This window comes from Comamonas sp. NyZ500, assembly GCF_016772095.1.
In the GTDB taxonomy this organism is placed as follows: Bacteria; Pseudomonadota; Gammaproteobacteria; order Burkholderiales; family Burkholderiaceae_C; genus Comamonas; species Comamonas thiooxydans.
Genome location: NZ_JAEIJE010000014.1, coordinates 63,606 through 83,654 on the forward strand (window position 1 = coordinate 63,606; position 20,049 = coordinate 83,654).

15 protein-coding genes are annotated in these 20,049 nt (G+C 62.6%); 12 read left to right on the top strand and 3 right to left on the bottom strand.

Annotated elements, in window-relative coordinates; genetic code table 11:
* Nucleotides 1–49 precede the first annotated feature (49 nt).
* The 5 genes from JAO85_RS18745 (at nt 50) to JAO85_RS18765 (ending at nt 4,592) form a co-directional block, all read left to right on the top strand.
* The gene (locus JAO85_RS18745; protein ID WP_202788719.1) at nt 50–766 is read left to right on the top strand and encodes a methylated-DNA--[protein]-cysteine S-methyltransferase; all 717 of its coding nucleotides are present in this window, start codon (nt 50–52) and stop codon (nt 764–766) included.
* Nucleotides 767–984: 218 nt separating this feature from the next.
* Nucleotides 985–1,776: an SDR family oxidoreductase gene (locus JAO85_RS18750; RefSeq protein WP_003062433.1), complete on the top strand. Its 792-nt coding sequence runs from the start codon at nt 985–987 to the stop codon at nt 1,774–1,776.
* A gap of 134 nt (nt 1,777–1,910) precedes the next feature.
* Nucleotides 1,911–2,333: a PaaI family thioesterase gene (locus JAO85_RS18755; protein ID WP_202788720.1), complete on the top strand. Its 423-nt coding sequence runs from the start codon at nt 1,911–1,913 to the stop codon at nt 2,331–2,333.
* Nucleotides 2,334–2,468: 135 nt separating this feature from the next.
* Nucleotides 2,469–3,485 carry an NADP-dependent oxidoreductase gene (locus JAO85_RS18760; protein WP_012838707.1) on the top strand — a complete coding sequence of 339 codons (1,017 nt, stop codon included), beginning with the start codon at nt 2,469–2,471 and terminating at the stop codon, nt 3,483–3,485.
* Nucleotides 3,486–3,686: 201 nt separating this feature from the next.
* Nucleotides 3,687–4,592 (top strand): SDR family oxidoreductase, encoded by a 906-nt coding sequence (locus JAO85_RS18765; RefSeq protein ID WP_012838706.1) that lies wholly within the window; start codon nt 3,687–3,689, stop codon nt 4,590–4,592.
* Nucleotides 4,593–4,637: 45 nt separating this feature from the next.
* Here JAO85_RS18765 and JAO85_RS18770 read toward each other — a convergent pair whose 3' ends face one another.
* Complete coding sequence (locus JAO85_RS18770; protein WP_003062423.1) at nt 4,638–5,195, bottom strand: DUF1566 domain-containing protein; 558 nt, start codon at nt 5,193–5,195, stop codon at nt 4,638–4,640.
* A gap of 266 nt (nt 5,196–5,461) precedes the next feature.
* Here JAO85_RS18770 and JAO85_RS18775 point away from each other — a divergent pair, with 266 nt between their 5' ends.
* From JAO85_RS18775 to JAO85_RS18795, 5 genes are all read left to right on the top strand, one after another.
* Nucleotides 5,462–6,661 (top strand): multidrug effflux MFS transporter, encoded by a 1,200-nt coding sequence (locus JAO85_RS18775; RefSeq protein ID WP_202788721.1) that lies wholly within the window; start codon nt 5,462–5,464, stop codon nt 6,659–6,661.
* On the top strand, nt 6,654–8,087 hold the full coding sequence (locus tag JAO85_RS18780; protein WP_034391985.1) for an MFS transporter: 1,434 nt from the start codon (nt 6,654–6,656) through the stop codon (nt 8,085–8,087). The genes JAO85_RS18775 and JAO85_RS18780 overlap by 8 nt, the downstream gene beginning before the upstream one ends.
* A gap of 288 nt (nt 8,088–8,375) precedes the next feature.
* The gene (locus tag JAO85_RS18785) at nt 8,376–9,674 is read left to right on the top strand and encodes an efflux RND transporter periplasmic adaptor subunit (RefSeq protein ID WP_202788722.1); all 1,299 of its coding nucleotides are present in this window, start codon (nt 8,376–8,378) and stop codon (nt 9,672–9,674) included.
* A gap of 18 nt (nt 9,675–9,692) precedes the next feature.
* The gene (locus tag JAO85_RS18790) at nt 9,693–12,860 is read left to right on the top strand and encodes an efflux RND transporter permease subunit (protein ID WP_202788723.1); all 3,168 of its coding nucleotides are present in this window, start codon (nt 9,693–9,695) and stop codon (nt 12,858–12,860) included.
* Nucleotides 12,857–14,296, top strand: a complete 1,440-nt coding sequence (locus JAO85_RS18795; RefSeq protein WP_202788724.1) for an efflux transporter outer membrane subunit — start codon at nt 12,857–12,859, stop codon at nt 14,294–14,296. The genes JAO85_RS18790 and JAO85_RS18795 overlap by 4 nt, the downstream gene beginning before the upstream one ends.
* Nucleotides 14,297–14,422: 126 nt before the next feature.
* Here the strand turns inward: JAO85_RS18795 and JAO85_RS18800 are convergent, their stop codons facing one another.
* Nucleotides 14,423–15,061 carry a TetR/AcrR family transcriptional regulator gene (locus JAO85_RS18800; protein WP_034391979.1) on the bottom strand — a complete coding sequence of 213 codons (639 nt, stop codon included), beginning with the start codon at nt 15,059–15,061 and terminating at the stop codon, nt 14,423–14,425.
* 170 nt (nt 15,062–15,231) lie between these two features.
* Nucleotides 15,232–15,732, bottom strand: coding sequence for a flavodoxin family protein (locus tag JAO85_RS18805; protein WP_034380827.1), 501 nt, complete (start codon nt 15,730–15,732; stop codon nt 15,232–15,234).
* Nucleotides 15,733–16,284: 552 nt separating this feature from the next.
* Between JAO85_RS18805 and JAO85_RS18810 the strand changes: the two genes are divergently transcribed.
* Nucleotides 16,285–19,425: an EAL domain-containing protein gene (locus JAO85_RS18810; protein ID WP_034392035.1), complete on the top strand. Its 3,141-nt coding sequence runs from the start codon at nt 16,285–16,287 to the stop codon at nt 19,423–19,425.
* Nucleotides 19,426–19,475: 50 nt separating this feature from the next.
* Nucleotides 19,476–19,805: a YnfA family protein gene (locus JAO85_RS18815; protein WP_202788725.1), complete on the top strand. Its 330-nt coding sequence runs from the start codon at nt 19,476–19,478 to the stop codon at nt 19,803–19,805.
* Nucleotides 19,806–20,049 lie beyond the last annotated feature (244 nt).

The following is a 20,049-nucleotide window of genomic DNA, read 5'->3' on the forward strand; positions in this document are numbered from 1 at the left end:
GGAAAATTTTTAAACAGCCACCTCTGGCTGCGTTTTGTAGACTGTGGCCATGAATCACGCTGCTTCGTTGCCATTTCCCGGCCATGCCCTGTTTGTCACGCGCATCGGTGTCTGTGGTCTGGCCTGGAATGCCGCTGCCATCTGCGCCGTGCAACTGCCCGAGGCCAGCTGGGGCGAGACCCGGGAGCGCATGCTGCTGGGTCTGTCCAAACGCCATGCGCTGCAGCCGCAGCGCGGGCCTGCGGCCTATGGTGCCGTGACCTCCATCTCCGCTGTTCCGGGCTTTGCCGTGCAGGCCATGGCCGGGGTTCAGTGTCTGCTGGCTGGAGTGAATGCGCAGATCGAGCCGGGCTGGGCGCAGCCCAGCGCAGAGGCCGTGGCTGCCGGCGTGCTGGGAGATATGCGGCAGGACAGGGTGCAAGGCGCGGTTGGTGTTCTGCCTGACCTGCAGGAGATTGCACTCGACGAGTTCGCCGTGCCTGCATTTCACAGCCGGGTCTATGCCTTCACGCGCGCCCTGGCGCCAGGGCGGACCAGCACTTATGGCGAAGTTGCAGCAGCGCTGGGTGAGGCTGGTGCTGCGCGCGCCGTGGGCCAGGCCCTGGGTGCGAATCCGTTTGCGCCGATTGTTCCCTGCCATCGCGTGCTGGCCGCAGGGCGGGCACCGGGAGGCTTCTCGGGCGGTCAGGGCGCTTTGACCAAGCTGCGCATGCTGGAGATCGAAGGCGGGGCCTGGGGCGGCACGCAGTCGCTGTTTGCCGATTGATGCCGATTGAAGGCGCCGGATGCGCTTTGCCTTGCTGCTGCCGGCAGACCCTGCAAGCCGCGCCAGCGCGGGCTCTGCCACCTGCGGGACAGCGCCGACACGCAGGTGACAACACCGGGCCTGAGGCGCCCGCACAATTCATGCAGCTTTTGACGGGCAGGCCTTGCAAGGCACTGCGCACCCGGTTTGAACCTTGAAAACAAACAGGAGACATGAGAATGACACGTACGGTGCAGCAACTTTTCGACCTCTCGGGCAAGACGGCCCTGGTGACCGGCGGCTCGCGTGGCCTGGGTCTGCAGATGGCGCATGCGCTGGGCGAGGCCGGCGCGAAGATTCTGCTGAGCTCGCGCAAGGCCAAGGATCTGGAAGAGGCCGCAGCCGAGCTCAAGGCCGCTGGCATAGAGGCCGACTGGATTGCTGCCGACTGCTCGGACGAGGCCGATATCACGCGCCTGGCCAAGGAGGCCGTGCAGCGTCTCGGCCATGTGGACATTCTGATCAACAATGCCGGAGCCAGCTGGGGGGCTCCTGCCGAGGACCACCCGACAGCGGCCTGGGACAAGGTGATGAACCTGAATGTGCGCGGCTATTTTCTGCTGAGCCAGCAGATCGCCCGCCTGTCCATGCTGGAGCGCAAGAGCGGCCGCATCATCAATCTGGCCTCGATCGCCGGCCTGGGCGGCAATCCCACGGGCATGAAGACCATTGCCTACAACACCTCCAAGGGCGCAGTCATCAATTTCACGCGCGCGCTGGCCGGCGAATGGGGCGAGCACGGCATTACCGTCAACGCCATCTGTCCGGGCTTTTTCAAGACCAAGATGGCAGCCGTGCTGATCGAGACGTTGGGCGAGGACGAAATGCGCTCCCATGCGCCGCTGCGCCGCCTGGGCGACGATGAGGATCTCAAGGGCCTGACGCTGCTCTATGCCAGCGATGCCGGCAAGCACATCACGGGCCAGTGGATGGCCGTGGATGGCGGCGTGAGCGCTCTGGTCGGTGGTTGATAGTGTGATAGTGGCGGATGAAGAGTGAGTCATGTTTTTTGTGCGGCGCAGCATTCTGAGGCTGTCCGCCGCGCTTACATTCACGGTTCAGCAGCTGCGGTTTGCGGCGCATCACTCTTCTGAAAGGTTTCGCGGTGTTGTCATTTGGTCCTGAAATTCCCTTTGTGCATGAGCTGGGCTTCACCCTCCACAAGATGGAGAACGGTGAGTCCGAGCTGCACTTCACACCGCGTCCCGAACATCTGAATTCCTTTGGCATCACCCATGGCGGAGCCTCGATGACGCTGATGGATGTGACCATGGCCGTGGCTGCGCGCAGCGTGGATTTCGATCTGGGCGTGGTCACCATCGAGATGAAAACCTCGTTCATGCAGGCGGCCAATGGCCCGCTGGTGGGCAAGGGCGTGCTGCTGCATCGCACGGGCACCATGGCTTTTACCGAAGGCCGTATCTACGATGCACAGGGCCGACTCTGCGTACATGCCACGGGCACCTTCAAGTACATGAAGCGCAGGCCTACGGCCGAAGGCGGATTGCAAGCCCTGCCCACGGATTGAGTACGGATCGGTTGCTCTGTTTTTATGAGCAGCCACCGATTTACCTATCGTTGTTTTGTGTGTTATCGGCTTCAAGTGTGAGGCATGTCAAGCGCTTGCAGCTATGAAATCTGAAGTTCAAACAGGAGACGAAACATGACGGTCAATCAGCAAATCCTTCTGGACAATCGCCCCCAGGGCGAGGCGGTGGAGAGCAATTTCAAGCTGGTGCAGTCGCCGCTGCCCACGGTGGGCGAGGGCCAGGTGCTGGTGCGCCACCACTATCTGAGCCTGGACCCCTATATGCGCGGCCGCATGAACGACTCCAAGAGCTATGCCCAGCCCCAGCCGCTGGGCGAGGTCATGCAGGGCGGCACGGTAGGCGAGATCGTCGAGAGCCGCCACCCCAAGTTCAAGGCCGGCGACAAGGTGGTCGGCATGGGCGGCTGGCAGGAATACTCGCTGCTCGACCCCAGCGTGCCCGGCGCGCTGCGCAAGGTCGACACCACCCATGTGCCGCTGTCCTACTATCTGGGCGCCGTGGGCATGCCGGGCGTGACGGCCTGGTATGGCCTGGTCAAGATCATCAACCCCAAGGCCGGTGAAACCATGGTCGTCAGCGCTGCCACCGGTGCCGTGGGCAGCGCTTTTGTGGCGCTGGCCAAGGCACGTGGCTGCCGCGTGGTGGGCATTGCGGGCGGTGCCGAGAAATGCCGCTACGCCGTGCATGAGCTGGGCTTTGATGCCTGCATCGATTACCGCGAGCACCCCGATGTCAAGACCATGGCCAAGGCCTTGAAGGATGCCTGCCCGAACGGCATCGACGGCTATTTCGAGAACGTGGGCGGCTATATTTTCGACGCCGTGCTGCTGCGCACCAATGCCTTTGCGCGTGTGGCCCTGTGCGGAATGATTGCCGGCTATGACGGCCAGCCCCTGCCGCTGGCCAATCCGGCGCTGCTGCTGGTCAACCGCATCAAGCTCGAAGGCTTTATCGTCAGCGAGCACATGGAAGTCTGGGGCGAGGCCCTGACCGAGCTGGGCGGTCTGGTGGCAGCCGGCAAGCTCAAGCCGCGCGAGACGATCTCCCAAGGTCTTGCCTCGGCACCCGGCGCGTTCCTGGGCCTGCTCAAGGGCAAGAACTTCGGCAAGCAACTGGTGAAGCTGATTTAAGCCCCTGAGGCTGAAAAAACATCACCCCCTGAGGCGCTTTGCCTGGGCGGCCCCGCGCCTTCCCCCTCTCTCGCTTCGCGGGAGGGGGGCGATGCCTTCGCCGGGGCGGCCCCGCAGCGAGGCGGCTCTTGCTTGGCATGTCTGATCTGGAGTGCGCCAGTTGCAGGCGCTATTCCCATACAAAAATATCCGGAGATAAGAATGATCACGAATTTCGCGGGAAAGACGGCGGTTCTGACTGGTGCGGGCTCGGGCTTCGGGCTGGAGTGCGCGCGCATCGGAGCCGCCAGAGGCATGAATCTGGTGCTGGTCGATGTGCAGCAGGAGGCGCTGGACAAGGCCGAGGCCGAGCTCAAGGCTGCCGGTGCCAAGGTGCTGGCGCGCAGGGTCGATGTCTCGGATGCGGCGCAGATGGAGCGACTGGCAGCCGAAGTCAAGGAAACCTTTGGTGCGCCGCACTTTGTCTTCAACAACGCGGGCGTCGGCGCGGGCGGCCTGGTCTGGGAAAACACCGTTGCCGACTGGCAATGGGTGCTGGGCGTCAATGTCTGGGGCGTAATCCATGGCGTGCGCCTGTTCACGCCCATGATGCTGGAGGCCGCCAAGGCCGATCCCGCCTTCGAAGGCCATATCGTCAACACCGCCAGCATGGCGGGTCTGCTGGCGCCGCCGAACATGGGCATCTACAACGTCAGCAAGCATGCGGTGGTGTCGCTGACCGAGACGCTGTACCAGGACCTGGCCCTGGTCTCGGACCAGGTCAGTGCCAGTCTGCTCTGCCCCTTCTTCGTGCCCACGGGCATAGGTCATAGCGAGCGCAACCGTCCCCAGGGCCTGGAGGCGCAGCCTTTGACGGCCAGCCAGAAGATAGGCCAGGCCATGACCGACAAGGCCGTGGGCTCGGGCAAGGTCACGGCGACCGAGGTGGCGCAGAAGGTGTTCGATGCCATGGCCTCGGGCCAGTTCTATATCTACAGCCACCCGCAGGCCCTGGGTTCGGTGCAGGTGCGCCTGGAAGATGTGGTTCAGGGCCGCAACCCGACGGATCCGTTTGCGCACAAGCCCGAACTGGGCGAGAGCCTCAAGGCAGCGCTGCGCGCTGGCTGAGCCGGCGGGAGTTGAAAAAGCCTTGCCAAAGCGGCAAGGCTTTTTTCATGGTGCGGCCGGAGCCTGGGTGCCGAGTTCGGCCTCGGTGGCAGGGCGCACCAGGCGCAGCAGCAAGGCATTGCCCTTGCCCATATCGGGCACGGCCTGCAGTGTCTCGGTGTTGACCGCCCAGGCCTGCTGGGCCGAGAGGCCGGAGAGGCTGCTGGATTTGTCCACCTGGGCGTAGTTGTAGGTGTTCAGGCGCTGGGCATTCACGGCGGCCGTACCCGTCCAGTGCCAGTCGCGTGGCGCATTGGGAAAGAGTTCCGGGTTCAGGCCCTGGGGCTTGCTGCTGCGGTCCAGCAGGCGTTTGAGTTCATTGACGCGCGGCAGGCGCCAGCGCAGGTTTTCGGCCTTGCTGCGTTCTGCGGCATGGCTCATGGCCTGCTTGTAGCTGAAGACCTCGGCCTGGCCGCTGCAGGCCTTGCCATTCCAGCTCATGCCCTCGGCGCAGCGCGGCCAGGCCAGCCTGGCGCGCGTGTCTATCACCATGCTGGCATCGGGCGAGAGCTGAAAGGCAGGGGCAGCAGGCGCGGGCTGTGCACCAGTTGGTCCAGCCGCCAAGCATAGTGCAGCGAGCGCGGTGGGCAGCGAAAAGGGCAGACGTGGGAAGAAGCTTGCAGCAGTCACGGCGAGAGCAGGGAAGAGTGGTTGAGCCCATTGTGCTGGTTGTCCATGCGGTCATCGCCTGGATGACCGGGTCTAAAGCCTCGTAATTGAGGGCTTAGGCACAGGCGCTGCCCGGCGGACTGGCGTGAGCCTGCAAGGTCATACAGGAAACCGGCAATTGCTCAGCACATAAATCAAGTTACCACGACAATCACACCCCTATGCAAGCTTCTGTCTCCCTGCGTCTGGTTCTGATCCTGGGCCTGTTGTCGGCCATCGGGCCTTTCGCTATCGATATGTATCTGCCGGCCTTGCCCCAGATCGGCGCCAGCCTGGATGCCCAGGTCGGGGCCGTGCAAGCCAGCCTGACCGCGTTCTTTCTCTCCATTGGTGTGGGCCAGCTGCTCTATGGGCCGGTCTCCGACATGCTGGGCCGCAAGCCGCCGCTGTACTTTGGTCTGACGGTTTTTGCCGTCGCCAGCGTGGGATGCGCGCTGGCTCCGAATATCGAGACCCTGGTGGCATTTCGCTTTGTGCAGGGTCTGGGCGCTGCGGCCTGCATGGCCGTGCCGCGTGCCGTGGTGCGTGATCTGCATACCGGCCACGCGGCCGCGCGCATGATGTCGCTGCTGATGCTGGTGTTCAGCGTCTCGCCGATTCTGGCGCCCCTGGCCGGCAGCGGCGTGATTGCCCTGGCCGGCTGGCGTGCCGTGTTCTGGGTGGTGGCGGCCGCAGCCGTGCTGGGCCTGATCGCCACGTGGCGTGGCGTGGAAGAGACCCGCACGGCCGAGGCGCGGCTGGACAGCAGCCTGGTCGGTGCACTCAAGGCCTATCTGGTCCTGCTGCGTGACTGGCATTACCTGGGCCTGGTGTTCATCGGCGGCTGCGCCATGGCGGGCTTTTTCGTCTATCTAGCGGGCTCGCCCTTTGTGCTCATCAACTACTACGGTCTTTCGTCCACCCAGTACAGCATGGCGTTCGCGCTGAACTCCATCGCCTTTATCGGCGCGGCGCAGCTGACGGGGCGGCTGGGCCAGCGCTTTGGCCTGGTCAATGTGGTCAAGGCTGCGGCTTCTGCCTCGGGCCTGACCATGGCCGCATTGCTGCTCTATTACCTGCTGGGCGGCGAGAAGCTGGCGGTGCTGATCGTGCTGTACTTCATTGCCAGCGCCTTCATGGGCCTGGTGATTCCCACGACCTCGGTGCTGGCCCTGGAAGAGCATGGCGAGATTGCGGGCACGGCCTCTGCCTTGCTGGGAACGCTGCAGATGCTGAGTGGCGCTGCGGCCATGCAGATCGTGGGGCATTTTTCCAATGGCAAGCCCCTGCCCATGGTGGTGGGCATGGCGACAGGGGCCCTGGTGGGCGTGGCGCTGACCTGGATCACGCTGGGCCGTGTGCACCGAGTCGCCCATGACTGAGAGCACTGCTCAAGCTTCCCCTGCCTACGACGGCCTGCCTGACGGTGCGCGTGGCCGCGCCATGCTGGTCATCATTCTGGGACTGACGCTGTCGGTGCTGGACAGCAGCATCGTCAATCTGGCCTTGCCCGCCATTGCGCGCGAGCTGCAGGCCAGCTCGGCCCTGACGCTCTGGGTGGTCAACGCCTATCAGCTGGCCGGCCTGGTGTTGCTGCTGCCGCTGGCAGCCCTGGGCGAGCGCCTGGGTTATCGGCGCATCTATCTGCTGGGCATGACGGTGTTTGTCATTGCCTCGGTGGCGGCCACGCTGGCCAGCTCGCTGAGCACGCTGATTGCAGCGCGCGTGTTTCAAGGCATGGGTGCAGCGGGCATCATGAGCGTCAATGCGGCGCTGGTGCGTTTGACCTATCCGCGTGCCATGCTGGGGCGCGGCATGGCCATCAACTCGCTGGTGGTGGCGACCTCGTCCATGGCCGGGCCTTCGGTGGCCGCTGCCATCCTGTCGGTTGCCAGCTGGCCCTGGCTGTTTGCCATCAACGTGCCGCTGGGCTTGATGACCTTGTGGATGGGGCGCAAGGCGCTGCCGGCCAACCCCGTGGTGCGCAAGAATGGCGAGCCGATAGCGGCGCTTGACGTATTGCTCAATATTCTGATGTTCACCCTGCTTTTCCTGGGCGGTGAGCAACTGGGCGTGCGCATGGGGCAGGATCAGGGTGCTGCGGGCAGCCCGCTGATGCCTTCGGGCTGGTGGCTGCTGGGCGCCGGGCTGGTGGTCGGCTATGTCTATCTGCGCCGTCAGTGGCACAAGACAGCTCCGCTGTTCCCCGTCGATCTGATGCGCATTCCCGTGTTCCGACTATCGATGTGCGGCTCGGTCTCGGCCTTCTGCGCGCAGATGCTGTCCTACCTGGCCCTGCCGTTCCTGCTGCTGGAGGCGCGCGGTCTGTCACCCATGGAGGCAGGCATGCTGATCACGGCCTGGCCGCTGGCCACCGTGCTGACGGCGCCGGTGGCCGGACGCCTGATCGGCAAGTATCCCGACGGGTTGCTGGGCGGCATCGGCATGGCCATGTTTGCCTGTGGACTGTGGCTGCTGGCGGCCATGCCGGTTGATGTGGCGCACTGGGACATGGTCTGGCGCATGCTGCTGGCGGGCAGCGGCTTCGCGCTCTACCAGTCGCCCAACAATCACACCATCGTCACTTCGGCCCCCATGTCGCGCAGCGGTGCCGCGGGCGGCATGCTCAGTTCTGCCCGCATGACAGGTCAGACACTGGGTGCCGTGGTGCTGGCCACCATCTTTGCCATCTCGGGCGGGCATGGCGGCAATGCTGAACTGCTGGCGCTGGCTGTGGCCGGCGGTTTTGCGGCGCTGGCCGGAGTTTTCAGCATCTTGCGCGTACGTCCGGGCAAGCAGCAGCATTGATTTGGCAGCAAAAGCGGTTTCTGTCCTGATATAGAGAGCGCAGCCAGTTGCCGATTCCGGGGTTTTGCGGGTTCCGGCTCTAGTCCGTTATGACGAGGAGCCTTGCTGCCAAGGTTTTCTACAGTGGTGTTTCAAGCCAGAGACTGCTGCGACGCCGCATGCCCGCATGACAGGAGAATGGCAAGCGGGTGATTGCCGGCATGTCATTGCGCCTTTGGCTGCTTTACATTTTATTAATATTGTCGGCGCACAATGTTGACAAGTTCTTTAGTTCAGACCGCTCCACGTATGAAGATTGACCAGCCCGCTTCGCTGAGCCCGCGCCGAGAGGCGCATTTTTCTTGCCTTCCCAGTGCAAGCCAGCAAGGTCATCGCCAGCAGCGCTGGACACTGGCTGTGGGAGCCATGCTGATTGCCGCTGCGCTGGCGGGCTGCTCCAAGCCCGAGGCGGAGCAAAAAGGCCCGCCCAAGTCCGAGCCGAAGGTCGGCGTGGTCACCTTGCAGTCGCAAAGCCAGCAGCTGGATGCCAGCCTGCCGGGGCGCACCCGTGCCTTCATGACGGCCGAAGTGCGTCCCCAGGTCTCGGGCATCATTCAGCAGCGCTTGTTCACCGAAGGTGCTCTGGTCAAACAGGGCCAGCAGCTCTATCAGATCGACGCCGCGTCGTTGAAGGCGGCCGAGGCCAGTGCTGCGGCCGCCGTGGCCAAGGCCGAAGCCAGCCAGCGCACGCTGGCTGCAACGGCACGGCGCAATGCCGAGCTGGTCAAGATCGACGCGATCAGCAAGCAGGCGTTTGACGAAAGCCAGGCGGCGGTGGCCCAGTCCGCATCGGATGTGGCCGTGGCCAAGGCGAATCTGGAAACCGCACGCATCAATCTCAAGTACAGCCGGATCGAAGCCCCTATCGGCGGTCGCATCGCGCTGTCTGCCGTCACGCCCGGTGCGCTGGTCACGGCCAATCAGGCCACGGCGCTCACCACCATCGTGCGGCTGGACCCCATGTATGTGGACTTCACCCAGTCCAGCACCGATCTGATGCAGCTCAAGCGCGATCTGGATTCCGGCCGCTACCAGAAGGTGGAAGGCAACAAGATTCCCGTGCGCATCCAGCTCGACGACGGCAGCGACTACCCGCATCAGGGCAAGCTGGCCTTTGCGGGCGTGATCGTCAACGACACGACCGGCACGCTGACCCTGCGCGCCGAGGTGCCCAATCCCGACGGCATGCTCATGCCCGGCATGTATGTGAAGGCCTTGCTGCCAACGGCTCTGGCACCCGATGCCTTGCTGGTGCCGCAGCAGTCGGTGACCCGCGATCTGACCGGGCGTGCCAATGTCATGGTCGTCAAGGACGGCGATGTGGTTGAAAAGCGGGATGTGGAACTGGACCGCGCCGTAGGCGCTTTCTGGTTGCTCAAGACGGGCCTGAAAGCAGGCGAGCGTGTGATGGTGGATGGCTTTCAGCGCATCAAGCCCGGCGACAAGGTTCAGACCGTGGAGGTGGATCTGAAGGCCAAGGCCGAGCGCAAGAGCCAGCGGGGCGAGCCGCCCGTGCAGGCCGCTGCCGATGCACCTGCCAAGAAGTAAGCAAGGCAGGCGACACACATGGCTCAGTTCTTCATCAACCGGCCCATCTTTGCGTGGGTCATCGCCATCATCATCATGCTGGCCGGGGCTTTGTCGATCAAGCTGCTGCCGCTGGAGCAGTATCCCGAGATCGCTCCACCCCGCGTGACCATAGGCGCCCAGTACACGGGTGCTTCGGCCGAGACGGTCGAAAACTCGGTGACGCAGATCATCGAGCAGCAGATCAAGGGCATCGACAACATGCTCTATATGAGCTCGACCAGCAATGCGTCCGGTCAGGCTCGCATCACGCTGACCTTTGCTCCGGGCACCAATGTCGACGTGGCGCAGGTGCAGGTGCAAAACAAGATCCAGGGCGCGGTCAACCGCCTGCCGGACTCCGTGAAGACGCGTGGCGTCTTCATCAACAAGGGCGGCCAGGATTTTCTGGTCACCTACAGCTTCTATTCGCCCGATGAAGATGTGACCGCAGTGGACATCGGCGACTACATCAACAGCAATCTGGTGGACATCATCGGTCGCATCGAAGGCGTCGGTGACATCAACGTCTTCGGCACGCCCTATGCCATGCGCATCTGGATGGACCCGGCCAAGATGGAGAAGTACGGGCTGATCCCCTCCGATCTGAGCAGCGCGCTCAACGCGCAAAATGCCCAGGTCTCGGCGGGTCAGCTGGGGGCCTTGCCCGCGGTGCAGAACCAGCAACTGAACGCGACCATTACGGCGCGTACCAAGCTCAAGACCGTGGAGCAGTTCGAGGACATCGTGCTCAAGTCTTCGAATGACGGCTCGGTCGTCACCATCAAGGACGTGGCTCGGGTGGAACTGGGTGCCGACAATCTGTCCATCCAGGCCAAGCTCAATGGCATGCCGGGCGCAGGCATGGGCATCATCCTGGCCGATGGTGCCAACGCCATGGCGGTGTCGGATGCAGTGGCGGCCAAGCTTGCCGAGCTCAAGCCCTTCTTTCCCAACCAGATCGACTATTTCGTGAGCTCGGACTCCACGCCCTTTGTGCGGGCCTCGATCAGCGAAGTGGTGCATGCGCTGGGCGAGGCCATGGTGCTGGTGGTGATCGTGATGTTCGTGTTCCTGCAGAACTTCCGCGCCACGCTGATCCCCGCCATTGCCGTGCCGGTGGTGCTGCTTGGGACCTTCGGCGTGCTGTCCGTCGCGGGCTTCTCCATCAATACCCTGACCATGTTTGCCATGGTGCTGGCCATCGGCCTGCTGGTGGACGATGCCATCGTGGTGGTCGAGAACGTGGAGCGGGTGATGCACGAGACGGGCAAGTCTCCCAAGGAGGCGACGCGCCAGTCCATGAAGGAAATCACGCCTGCGCTGGTCGGCATCGGGGTCACGCTGTCGGCGGTGTTTGTGCCCATGGCCTTCTTTGGCGGCTCCACGGGTGTGATCTATCGCCAGTTCTCCATCACCATCGTGGCGGCCATGGCGCTGTCCGTGTTCGTGGCCCTGACGCTGACACCGGCGCTGTGCGCCACGCTTCTCAAGGCACCGGATCGCAGCCATGGCGACGGCCATGAGCGTCCCATACGCTCCGGGGTGCTGGGCATCAACGACCGGTTCTTCCGCTGGTTTAACCGCAATTTCGATGCCGCCGCCAATCGCTACCAAAGCACCGTGGCCTTCAGCCTGGGCCGGGCCAAGCGCATGATGCTGATCTTCCTGGCCGTGCTGGCCGCGGTCTGGCTGCTGATGGCCAAGCTGCCCACTTCCTTTCTGCCCGATGAGGACCAGGGCTTTGTCTACGTCAACGTGAACCTGCCTTCCGGTGCTTCGAATGCCCGTCTTCAGGAAGTGCTGGACCAGGTGCGCGAGTACCTGGCCAAGCAGCCGGATGTGATCAGCTTCAACCAGGTGTCCGGTCTCAACGGCGACCAGAGTTCGGCGCGCGGCTTCATCCGTCTGAAGCCCTGGAGCATGCGTCCGCTGCCTTCTCAATCGGCCGCGGCCATTGCGAACAAGGCGACCAGGGAGCTGGCCAGCATCCGTGATGCGCGCGTGCAGGTGGTGCTGCCGCCTGCAGTGCGCGGCCTGGGTTCGAGTTCGGGCTACAACTTCATGATCAAGGACATCAATGGTGTGGGCCACGAGGCACTGCTCGCCGCGCGTGATCAGGTGCTTGGCGAAATGCGCGCCAACAATCTGCTGACTGCCGTGCGCACGACCAATCTGGAAGACGCCAGCGAGCTGCGTGTGGATGTGGATGACCGCAAGGCCGCCGCGCTGGGACTGGCGTACAGCGACATCAACAGCGTGCTCTCCAGCGCCATGGGCGGTACCTATGTGAACGACTTCTTGAACAATGGTCGCGTCAAGCGTGTCTACATCATGGGCGATGCCCAGTACCGCATGCTGCCCACCGATATCGCCAAATGGACGGTGCGCAACAACAAGGGCGAGATGGTGCCTTTCGGAGCCTTCTCCAAAAGCTACTGGGCCTACGGCTCACCCCAGCTGCTGCGCTACAACGGCAGCCCGGCCTATGAGTTCGAAGGCCGTGCCGCAGCCGGCATCAGCTCGGGTACCGCCATGGAGACGGTGGAAGATATCTTGAAGAAGCTGCCCAACGGCATTGCCTACGAATGGACGGGCGCTTCTCTGCAGGAGCGCCAGTCCGGTGCGCAGGCGCCCATGCTGTATGCCATCTCGATTCTGTTCGTCTTCCTGTGCCTGGCTGCACTCTATGAAAGCTGGACGGTGCCGCTGTCGGTGATGCTGGCCGTGCCGCTGGGTGTGGTCGGCGCACTGCTGGCGACCTATACGCGTGGCTTGACCAACGATGTGTATTTCCAGGTCGGTCTGCTCACGACCGTGGGTCTTGCGGCAAAGAACGCGATCCTGATCGTGGAGTTTGCGGTGCAGCTGCAGGAGCGGGGCAAGAAGCTGTTCGATGCGACGGTGGAAGCCGTGCGCCTGCGTCTGCGACCCATCCTGATGACTTCTCTGGCCTTTGGTTTCGGCGTGATCCCGCTGGCCATCGGCACCGGCGCTGGCGCTGGTGGTCGCAATGCCATCGGCACGGCCGTGCTGGGCGGCATGGTGGCATCGACGGTGCTAGGGATCTTCCTCGTGCCGGTGTTCTTCCTGCTGGTTCGCAGCTGGTTCAAGAGCCGCTCGCGCAGCGATGAGGCGCCTGACGTCAACAAGGAGAGCGCAGCATGAGGCGCCCGAGCATGAAATTTTCGACCATGGCGGCCGCCGCAGTGACGGCCTTGCTGGCGGGCTGCAATCTGGCTCCGGCCTATAAAACGCCTGATCTGCCCGTGCCCGAGACTGTCTCCGGCAACGCCTTGCCGGCCCAGGCGAGCGAGGCGGCGCTGCAACAGGCCCAGGCGCTGCAATGGTTGCAGTCGCCGCAGCTGCGCGAGGTGGTGGCGCTGGCGCTGAGCAACAATCGCGATCTGCGTGTCGCGCTGGAAAACATCGAGAAGGCGCGCGCCCAGTACGGCATCACAAGAGCCGATCTGCTGCCTGGCATCACGGCCCAGGCGCAGAGCAATCGCACGCGCACCGCAGGGGATCTGACGACGGCCGGGCGTTCCAGCATCACCGAGCAATACACGGCCCAGCTGGGTTTTGCCAGCTATGAGCTGGACCTGTGGGGGCGCATCCGCAATCTGAGCGAAGCCTCGCTGCAGCAGTTTCTGCAAAGCCAGGACAACCGGCGCAATGTGCAGATCGGCCTGGTGGCCGATGTCGCCAATGCCTGGCTGACGCTGGCGGCCGATCAGGCGCGGCTGCAACTGGCCAAGGACACGCTGGACAGCCGCATCAAGGCTTTTGAGCTGACACGGCGCATGCATGAACTGGGCTCGACCTCCGGTTTGGTGCTGGCCCAGAACCAGACCACGGTCGATACGGCGCGCGGCGATGTGGCCAGCTATACCTCCCAGGTCGACAGAGATCGCAATGCCCTGCAACTGCTGGTGGGGGGCGCGGTGCCCGTGCAACTGCTGCCTACTGCGCAGACCCTGGCGGGCGCGGCAGACACGGCGGCTCTCAAGGTCGTGCCCGTACCCCTGCCATCATCGGTACTGCTCAAGCGTCCCGATGTGCAGGCCGCTGAGCGCAATCTGCAGGCCATGAACGCGAATATCGGCGCAGCCAGAGCGGCGCTGTTTCCCAGCATCACGCTCACTGGCAGTGTCGGTACCGGCAGCAACGAGCTGGACCGTTTGTTCGGCAACAACAACAGCACCTGGAGTTTCATCCCTCTGGTCAAGCTGCCGATTTTTGATGGCGGCCGCAACCGAGCCAATGTGCAAGTAGCCGAAAGCAATCAGCGCATTGCACTGAGTCAGTACGAGAAGTCCGTGCAGACAGCCTTCAAGGAGGTGGCGGATGTGCTGGCCGACCGAGCCCAGTGGGGTGAGCGGCTGGCCGCCCAGACCAGCATGGTGGCCAATACGCAAAAAGCCTTCGATTTGTCGAACGCTCGCTTCAAGGCCGGCGTGGACAACTATCTGACGGTGCTGGATGCGCAGCGCAGCCTCTATACCGCGCAGCAGACCCTGATAGGCCTGCGCCTGTCTGAGCAGCTCAACCGCGTGACCTTGTGGAAGGCTCTGGGTGGAGAAGAGGCCACACAGCAGGGTTGATGGGCGAACTCGCTCAATGAACAAAGCCGCAGCCTGAAAGACTGCGGCTTTGTTTTTTGATAGCTACCAGCGCTTTACCAGTAAGCGATTGGGCCGGATTTCATTGAAATTTCGGCACGCTAACACTCAAGGCATCTTGAACAGCAGAGCTACCTGAAGCCGGAACAGAGTTTCGGCATTCATGGGTACTTCGGGATGAATGACAGTGTTGTTCATCATGGCCAGCCACAGCGGCGCAAGCAGCAATTCGGGGTGCTCCACCAGCTCCGGCGCCTTGAGCTCTCCACGTTTGGCTGCCAGCTGCGCGAGCCGGGTGAAATGCTCGAGCAAGGCATCGTGCACGTAACGACGATACATCTGCGCCAGCAGTGGAAATTCCAGGCCTTCGGCGACGACCAGCCTGGCCGTTGCGGAGCGGCCGCTGCTGTCTATGACTTCCGCCGCGGCACCCACCGTGCGCAGCAGATACTCACCCACGGATTCATGCTCGTGCATGGGGCTGGATTGCAAGGCCACGGCGGCCGAGGCGATATGTGTCTGGATCACGGCCTCGAACAGGGCTTCCTTGCTGTCGAAATAGCGAAACAGCGTGACCTTGGACAGTCCTGCGCGCTGTGCAACCGAAGCCGTGGTGCCACGCGCATAGCCGTGTTCCAGAAATTCTGCAAACGCAGCCGCCACGATGGAGCGGCGTGTGGCCTGGGTCTTTTGCGGACTGGGGCCGCGTGGCGTGCGCTTGGGGCGTTCGGTGTCTGGTTCAATCATGGACGCAAGAGCTGGTGAAGTCGCAGACTATGCCTGCTTGGGAGCGCGCATCGGGGAAAAGCATGCGCGAGCAATGATGGCACATTTATACAAGCCGATTCGAAGGCTCCATTTTTGCCTTTGTATGGAGCCTGTCCTGCCCGGAATGATGCGGGCAAACCCTTGTTTTTCTAAAAAATGCCCAAGGCCAGTCCCGTGGCCAGTGATTGCCCCAATTCTTCGCAGCGCTGCAGATCGGCGGCCGGTATCTGTTTGGGGGCGAGTATGGCTTCCGGCGTCTGGGCATGGGTGCAGATGATGAGCGGCTCTGCCACGGCCTTCAGGCGCCAGCCGGTGGCAATGCGTTCCATCTGCCTTGCTGCGTTATGACCGTCGCTGCCGGCGCAGACCAAACTGGCATAGGGGCGGCCCTGTATCCGGTCGAGCACGCCGTAATAGCTTCGATCGAAGAAGTCCTTCATCAGACCGCTGATGGCGGCCAGATTCTCCGGCGTGGCAAACAGATAGCCCTGAGCTTGCAGCAGGTCTTGCGGGCCGGCCTGGGAGGCATGCAGCACGCGGACCTCGACGGATTCCTCCTGCCGGGCGCCGGTGCTGGCCGCTTCAACCATCTGGAGTGTGCCGCCAGTCAGTGAGTGGTAGACGATCAGCAGGGTCGTGCGTTGTGACATGGTTGCTTTATTGCCGGTGGACAAACCGCAGGCGCTTGCAGGCGGGAATAACCGGGTAGAGCGCTGTGGTTCTGCTTGATTGTTGCTAAAAAGATACGGGTTGTCGTGGTTTGTGATGCGGCCTGAATGGGACTAAGCTCCGACAAATATTGACATTTGTCAATTTTGCGACCTGGGGTTGCTCTTGATTTTGCAGCGCTTTGTATTGGATATACAAGCTTATGCCTATGATTTGATCTAAATCTAGACGCAATCATGCCAAGGCTTTCAGGGTAATCACTTGGTGTGAATGTTCTTTGGATGTAGGTTTGCTCCTACAAACTATGTCGCTCCTCATCTTGGCTCATGGTGCTGCAGCCTTTGCTGCAAGGCGCCACTGCCGGCTGGAGCCACCTCGCAACTCAGGAATCTTGTGTTTTTTGCATGTCGCAATTCGCAACTCAGCCAGTGATGAAAATGCGTAAACCCTGGTTGGCGCTGCTGGCATTGGGTTTTGGAATTTCCTGTGGCAGTTTGGGGGGCTGGATGCTCCATCAACGCCAGGAGTCGCGCATGCAACAGCGCTTGCAGCTCAGTGCCGATATGGCGACGCGAGCTTTGGAGCAACGCCTGGGCAGCTATGACCGTCTGCTCGTCAAGCTCGCCGAGCAAATGGCCGGCAATGCGGATGCGGGCCAGCAGGTGTTTGCCCAGCATGCCCATGCGCTGCTCAGTCAGGATAGTCTGGTGGGGCTGCAGGCCCTGAGTCTGACCCGTGCAGTGACTGCGGAGCAGCACACCGATCTTGCGCGTGATTCACAGGCCTTCGAGGTTTCCTACGTCTGGCCGTTGATAGGCAACGAGGCGCTGGCGGGAAGCAACGCGCGTCAGCCGGCGGCGGCATTTCATTCCTTGATGCAGGCGTGGAACTCTCGCCAGATGTCGATGTCGGCTCCATTTCGCTTTCTGCAACTGCCCGATAGCCCCAAGGGCGTGGTGTTGCGGGCTCCGCTGTGGGCTGCAGAAGAGGGGGGCGGCGCCGCCGCGATCGGGAAATCTTCCGGAAAGCCGCTCGGGACGCTCAATGCCCGGATCCGTCTGGGCGAATTTGCAAGGGGGCTGGTTCCGGCCAACCTCTACCCTCAGGTCGCCTTCAAGCTGGTGGATCTCAGCCCAGCCGACCCATCGCCAAAGGCTGGTGGGGAGCACATGAGACTGACCATGCCGCTGTCGATGCTTGCTGGCGGTGCGGAGATCTTGTTCACTGGCTCACTGTGGGCGGAGGCGGAAACCCATCCTGAATTTGCCTTGATCAAGCCGCTGGAGCGGCAGATACAGGTGTATGACCGCATCTGGTCGCTGCAGTTCAAGCCTGCGCTCAGCACTCAGAGAAGGTTTGAGAGGTATCTGCCCTGGCTGGTATTGGGCCTGGGTCTGCTGGCGGGGCTGGTGCTGGCTGCCTGGGTCTCGGGCTGGTGGCAAAGCCGCTGGAGCTGGAGCCGGCGCCTCAAGTTCAGTGCGCAGGCAAGGCAGGAGAGTGATGCACGCTTTCATGCCATGTGCGAGCAGGCGGCCATGGGCGTGCTCGAGCTTGATATCGCCACGCGCAGCGTACTCAAGGTCAACCAGCATTTCTGTCAGTTGCTGGGCTATGAGGCCCAGGAAATTCACAGACGCAGCGTGCTGGAGCTGGTCATGCCCGAAGACCAGGCGCACTGTGCGCAACTGCTTGAAGGACTGGACCTGCAGCAGTTCCAGCACAACGCGGGCGAATTCTGTCTGCGTTCCAAGGAGGGCGCGCCAGTCTGGGTCGAACTCAATGCGTTTCTGACCGGACGTCATGAATCACGGCGCCTGCAGGTGCTGGTGCAGGACATCAGCGGGCGCAAGCGCCTCGAGCAGATGGAGCGGCTGGGTCATCAGCAGTTGCGCAATCTCATGCAAAGACTTCCGGTGGGTCTGGTCATGGAGGATCTGGATGGGCGCCTGGTCTACTGGAACGAAGAGTTTCTGCGTCTGGCCGGCCATGGGGGCAAGCCCGGCGTATCAACCCAGCAGTGGTGGGAGCGCATGTTCCCCGATGCCGCTGAGCGCGAGCGCGTCATCCAGCGCTGGGAAGTCGCCAAGGCTCAGGCCCGCCGGACATTGCAGCTGCGCCAATCCGAGCGTGTCGACGATGTGCAGGCCCAGTGGGACGAGCTCGCCACCGAGGCGTCGGCTTGCACGGTGTCTGCGCAGACATTGATGCTCAGTGGGGTAGATGGTCTGCGCCGCCCGGTCGCGGTCAGTGCCGTGTTGCAAGCCGAAGGGTGCTTGATGGTGCTGCAGGATCAGAGCCAGCGCATGGCGGCAGAGCAGGAGGTCCGCCGTCTGGCCTTCTACGACGCCTTGACTGGCCTGCCCAACCGGCGCCTGCTGGCTGATCGGCTGCAACAGGCTCTGGCCGTGGCGCAACGCAAGGCCCATTTTGGTGGTGTGGTGCTGCTGGATATCGACAACTTCAAAGCCTTCAACGAGACCTATGGCCTGGATCAGGGCGATTTGCTGCTGCAGTCGATGAGTCAGCGCATCCGTGGTCTGCTTCCTTCAGGGGCCACGATTGCTCGTCAGGGCGGCGATGATTTTGTGCTGCTGATCGAGGACCTTGGCAGCGATTCCGTGGCGGCTGCCGCCAGGCTGGAGCAGCAGGCCGACCAGTGGCTGAGCCGCTTGCGTGAGCCCATAGAGATCGGCGGCATTCCGCGCTCCATCACCGTCAGCATGGGCCTGAGCCTGTTTGGCGAGCCAGAACTGACGGGTGAAGAAGTGCAGCGCCGCGCTGAAATGGCCATGTACCAGGCCAAGAGCCAGGGGCGCAATGTCAGTTGCTTCTTCGACCCCCAGCTGCAATCGGCGCTGCAGGAGCGCCGTACGCTTGAGCAGGACATGCGTGCCGGTCTGCAGGCCGGTGAATTCGAGCTGTTCTATCAACCCCAGGTGGAGATGGGCAAGGTGATTGGCGCCGAAGGTCTGCTGCGCTGGAAGCATCCTGAAAAAGGCTTTGTCCCTCCTGCGCATTTCATTCCGCTGGCCGAGGAAACAGGCGTCATCCTCCCCCTGGGCGACTGGGTGCTGCAGGCCGCCTGCCAGCAACTGGCGAAATGGGCCAAGCACCCCCGTTATGCGCAACTGGTGCTCTCGGTCAACGTCAGTCCCAAGCAGTTCCATCAGAGCGGATTTGTCGAACAGGTGCTCAAGGCGCTGGCCGAGCATGGGGCCGATGCGCGTCGGCTCAAGCTGGAGCTGACCGAAGGCATGCTGGTCTCCGACGTGGACGACACCATCGCCAAGATGATGCGTTTGAAGTCCTACGGCATCGGATTTTCGCTGGACGACTTTGGTACCGGCTATTCCTCGCTGTCCTATCTGAAACGGCTGCCGCTGGACCAGCTCAAGATCGACCGCAGTTTTGTGCGTGACGTGCTGACCGATCCCAATGACGCGGCCATTGCCCGCACCATTGTGGCTCTGGCCAAGAGCCTGAGTCTGCATGTGATCGCCGAAGGCGTGGAGACCCAGGCGCAGTGCCGTTTTCTTGAAGGCATACGCTGCTATGCGTGGCAGGGCTATCTGATGAGTCCGCCCGTGCCCGTCAGCGAGTTCGAGAGCCTGGTCACCAATGGCAATGTGCCGGGATCTCCGACGCCAGCTCTCAGTCCGGTGTCCATGCGCTGAGGCAGTCCATGCTCTCTACAATGCATGCATTCGCTGTGTGAGAGATTGAATTGCCTGAGATCAAGACCCTGTTGCTGTTTGTCCTGACCGCCGTGGCGGAGATTGTGGGCTGCTACCTGCCCTGGCTCTGGCTCAAGCAGGGCGGCAGCGCCTGGCTGTTGCTGCCCTCCGCGGTCAGCCTGGCCTTGTTTGTCTGGCTGCTGACTTTGCATCCCTCGGCCTCGGGTCGTGTCTACGCGGCCTACGGCGGCATCTACATCAGCGTGGCGCTTCTGTGGCTGTGGCTGGTGGATGGCATCAAACCCAGCGCCTGGGATATGGCAGGGGTGGCCGTCTGTCTGCTGGGGGCGGGTCTGATTGCTTTTCAGCCGCGCACGTGAGGCATCGGCAGCTCTCTTATTCGATCCAAATCTGCCCCAATCACTTGCCGATCCTGCGCAGGCCGCTATGGTTTGCGTGTATGCAGCAATCTTGGCTGACGAGGGGGCAGGCCGCGTTATGATTCCCGTCTGTTGACGGTTGCGAGCAAGAACAGGGCTTTTTCAAGTTTTGCGTTTGTGCAACCGCTTTTGCCGTTTTTCTTTCCCAATCACAAGCCTTTGCTGGCCAGCCTCTAGACCGACA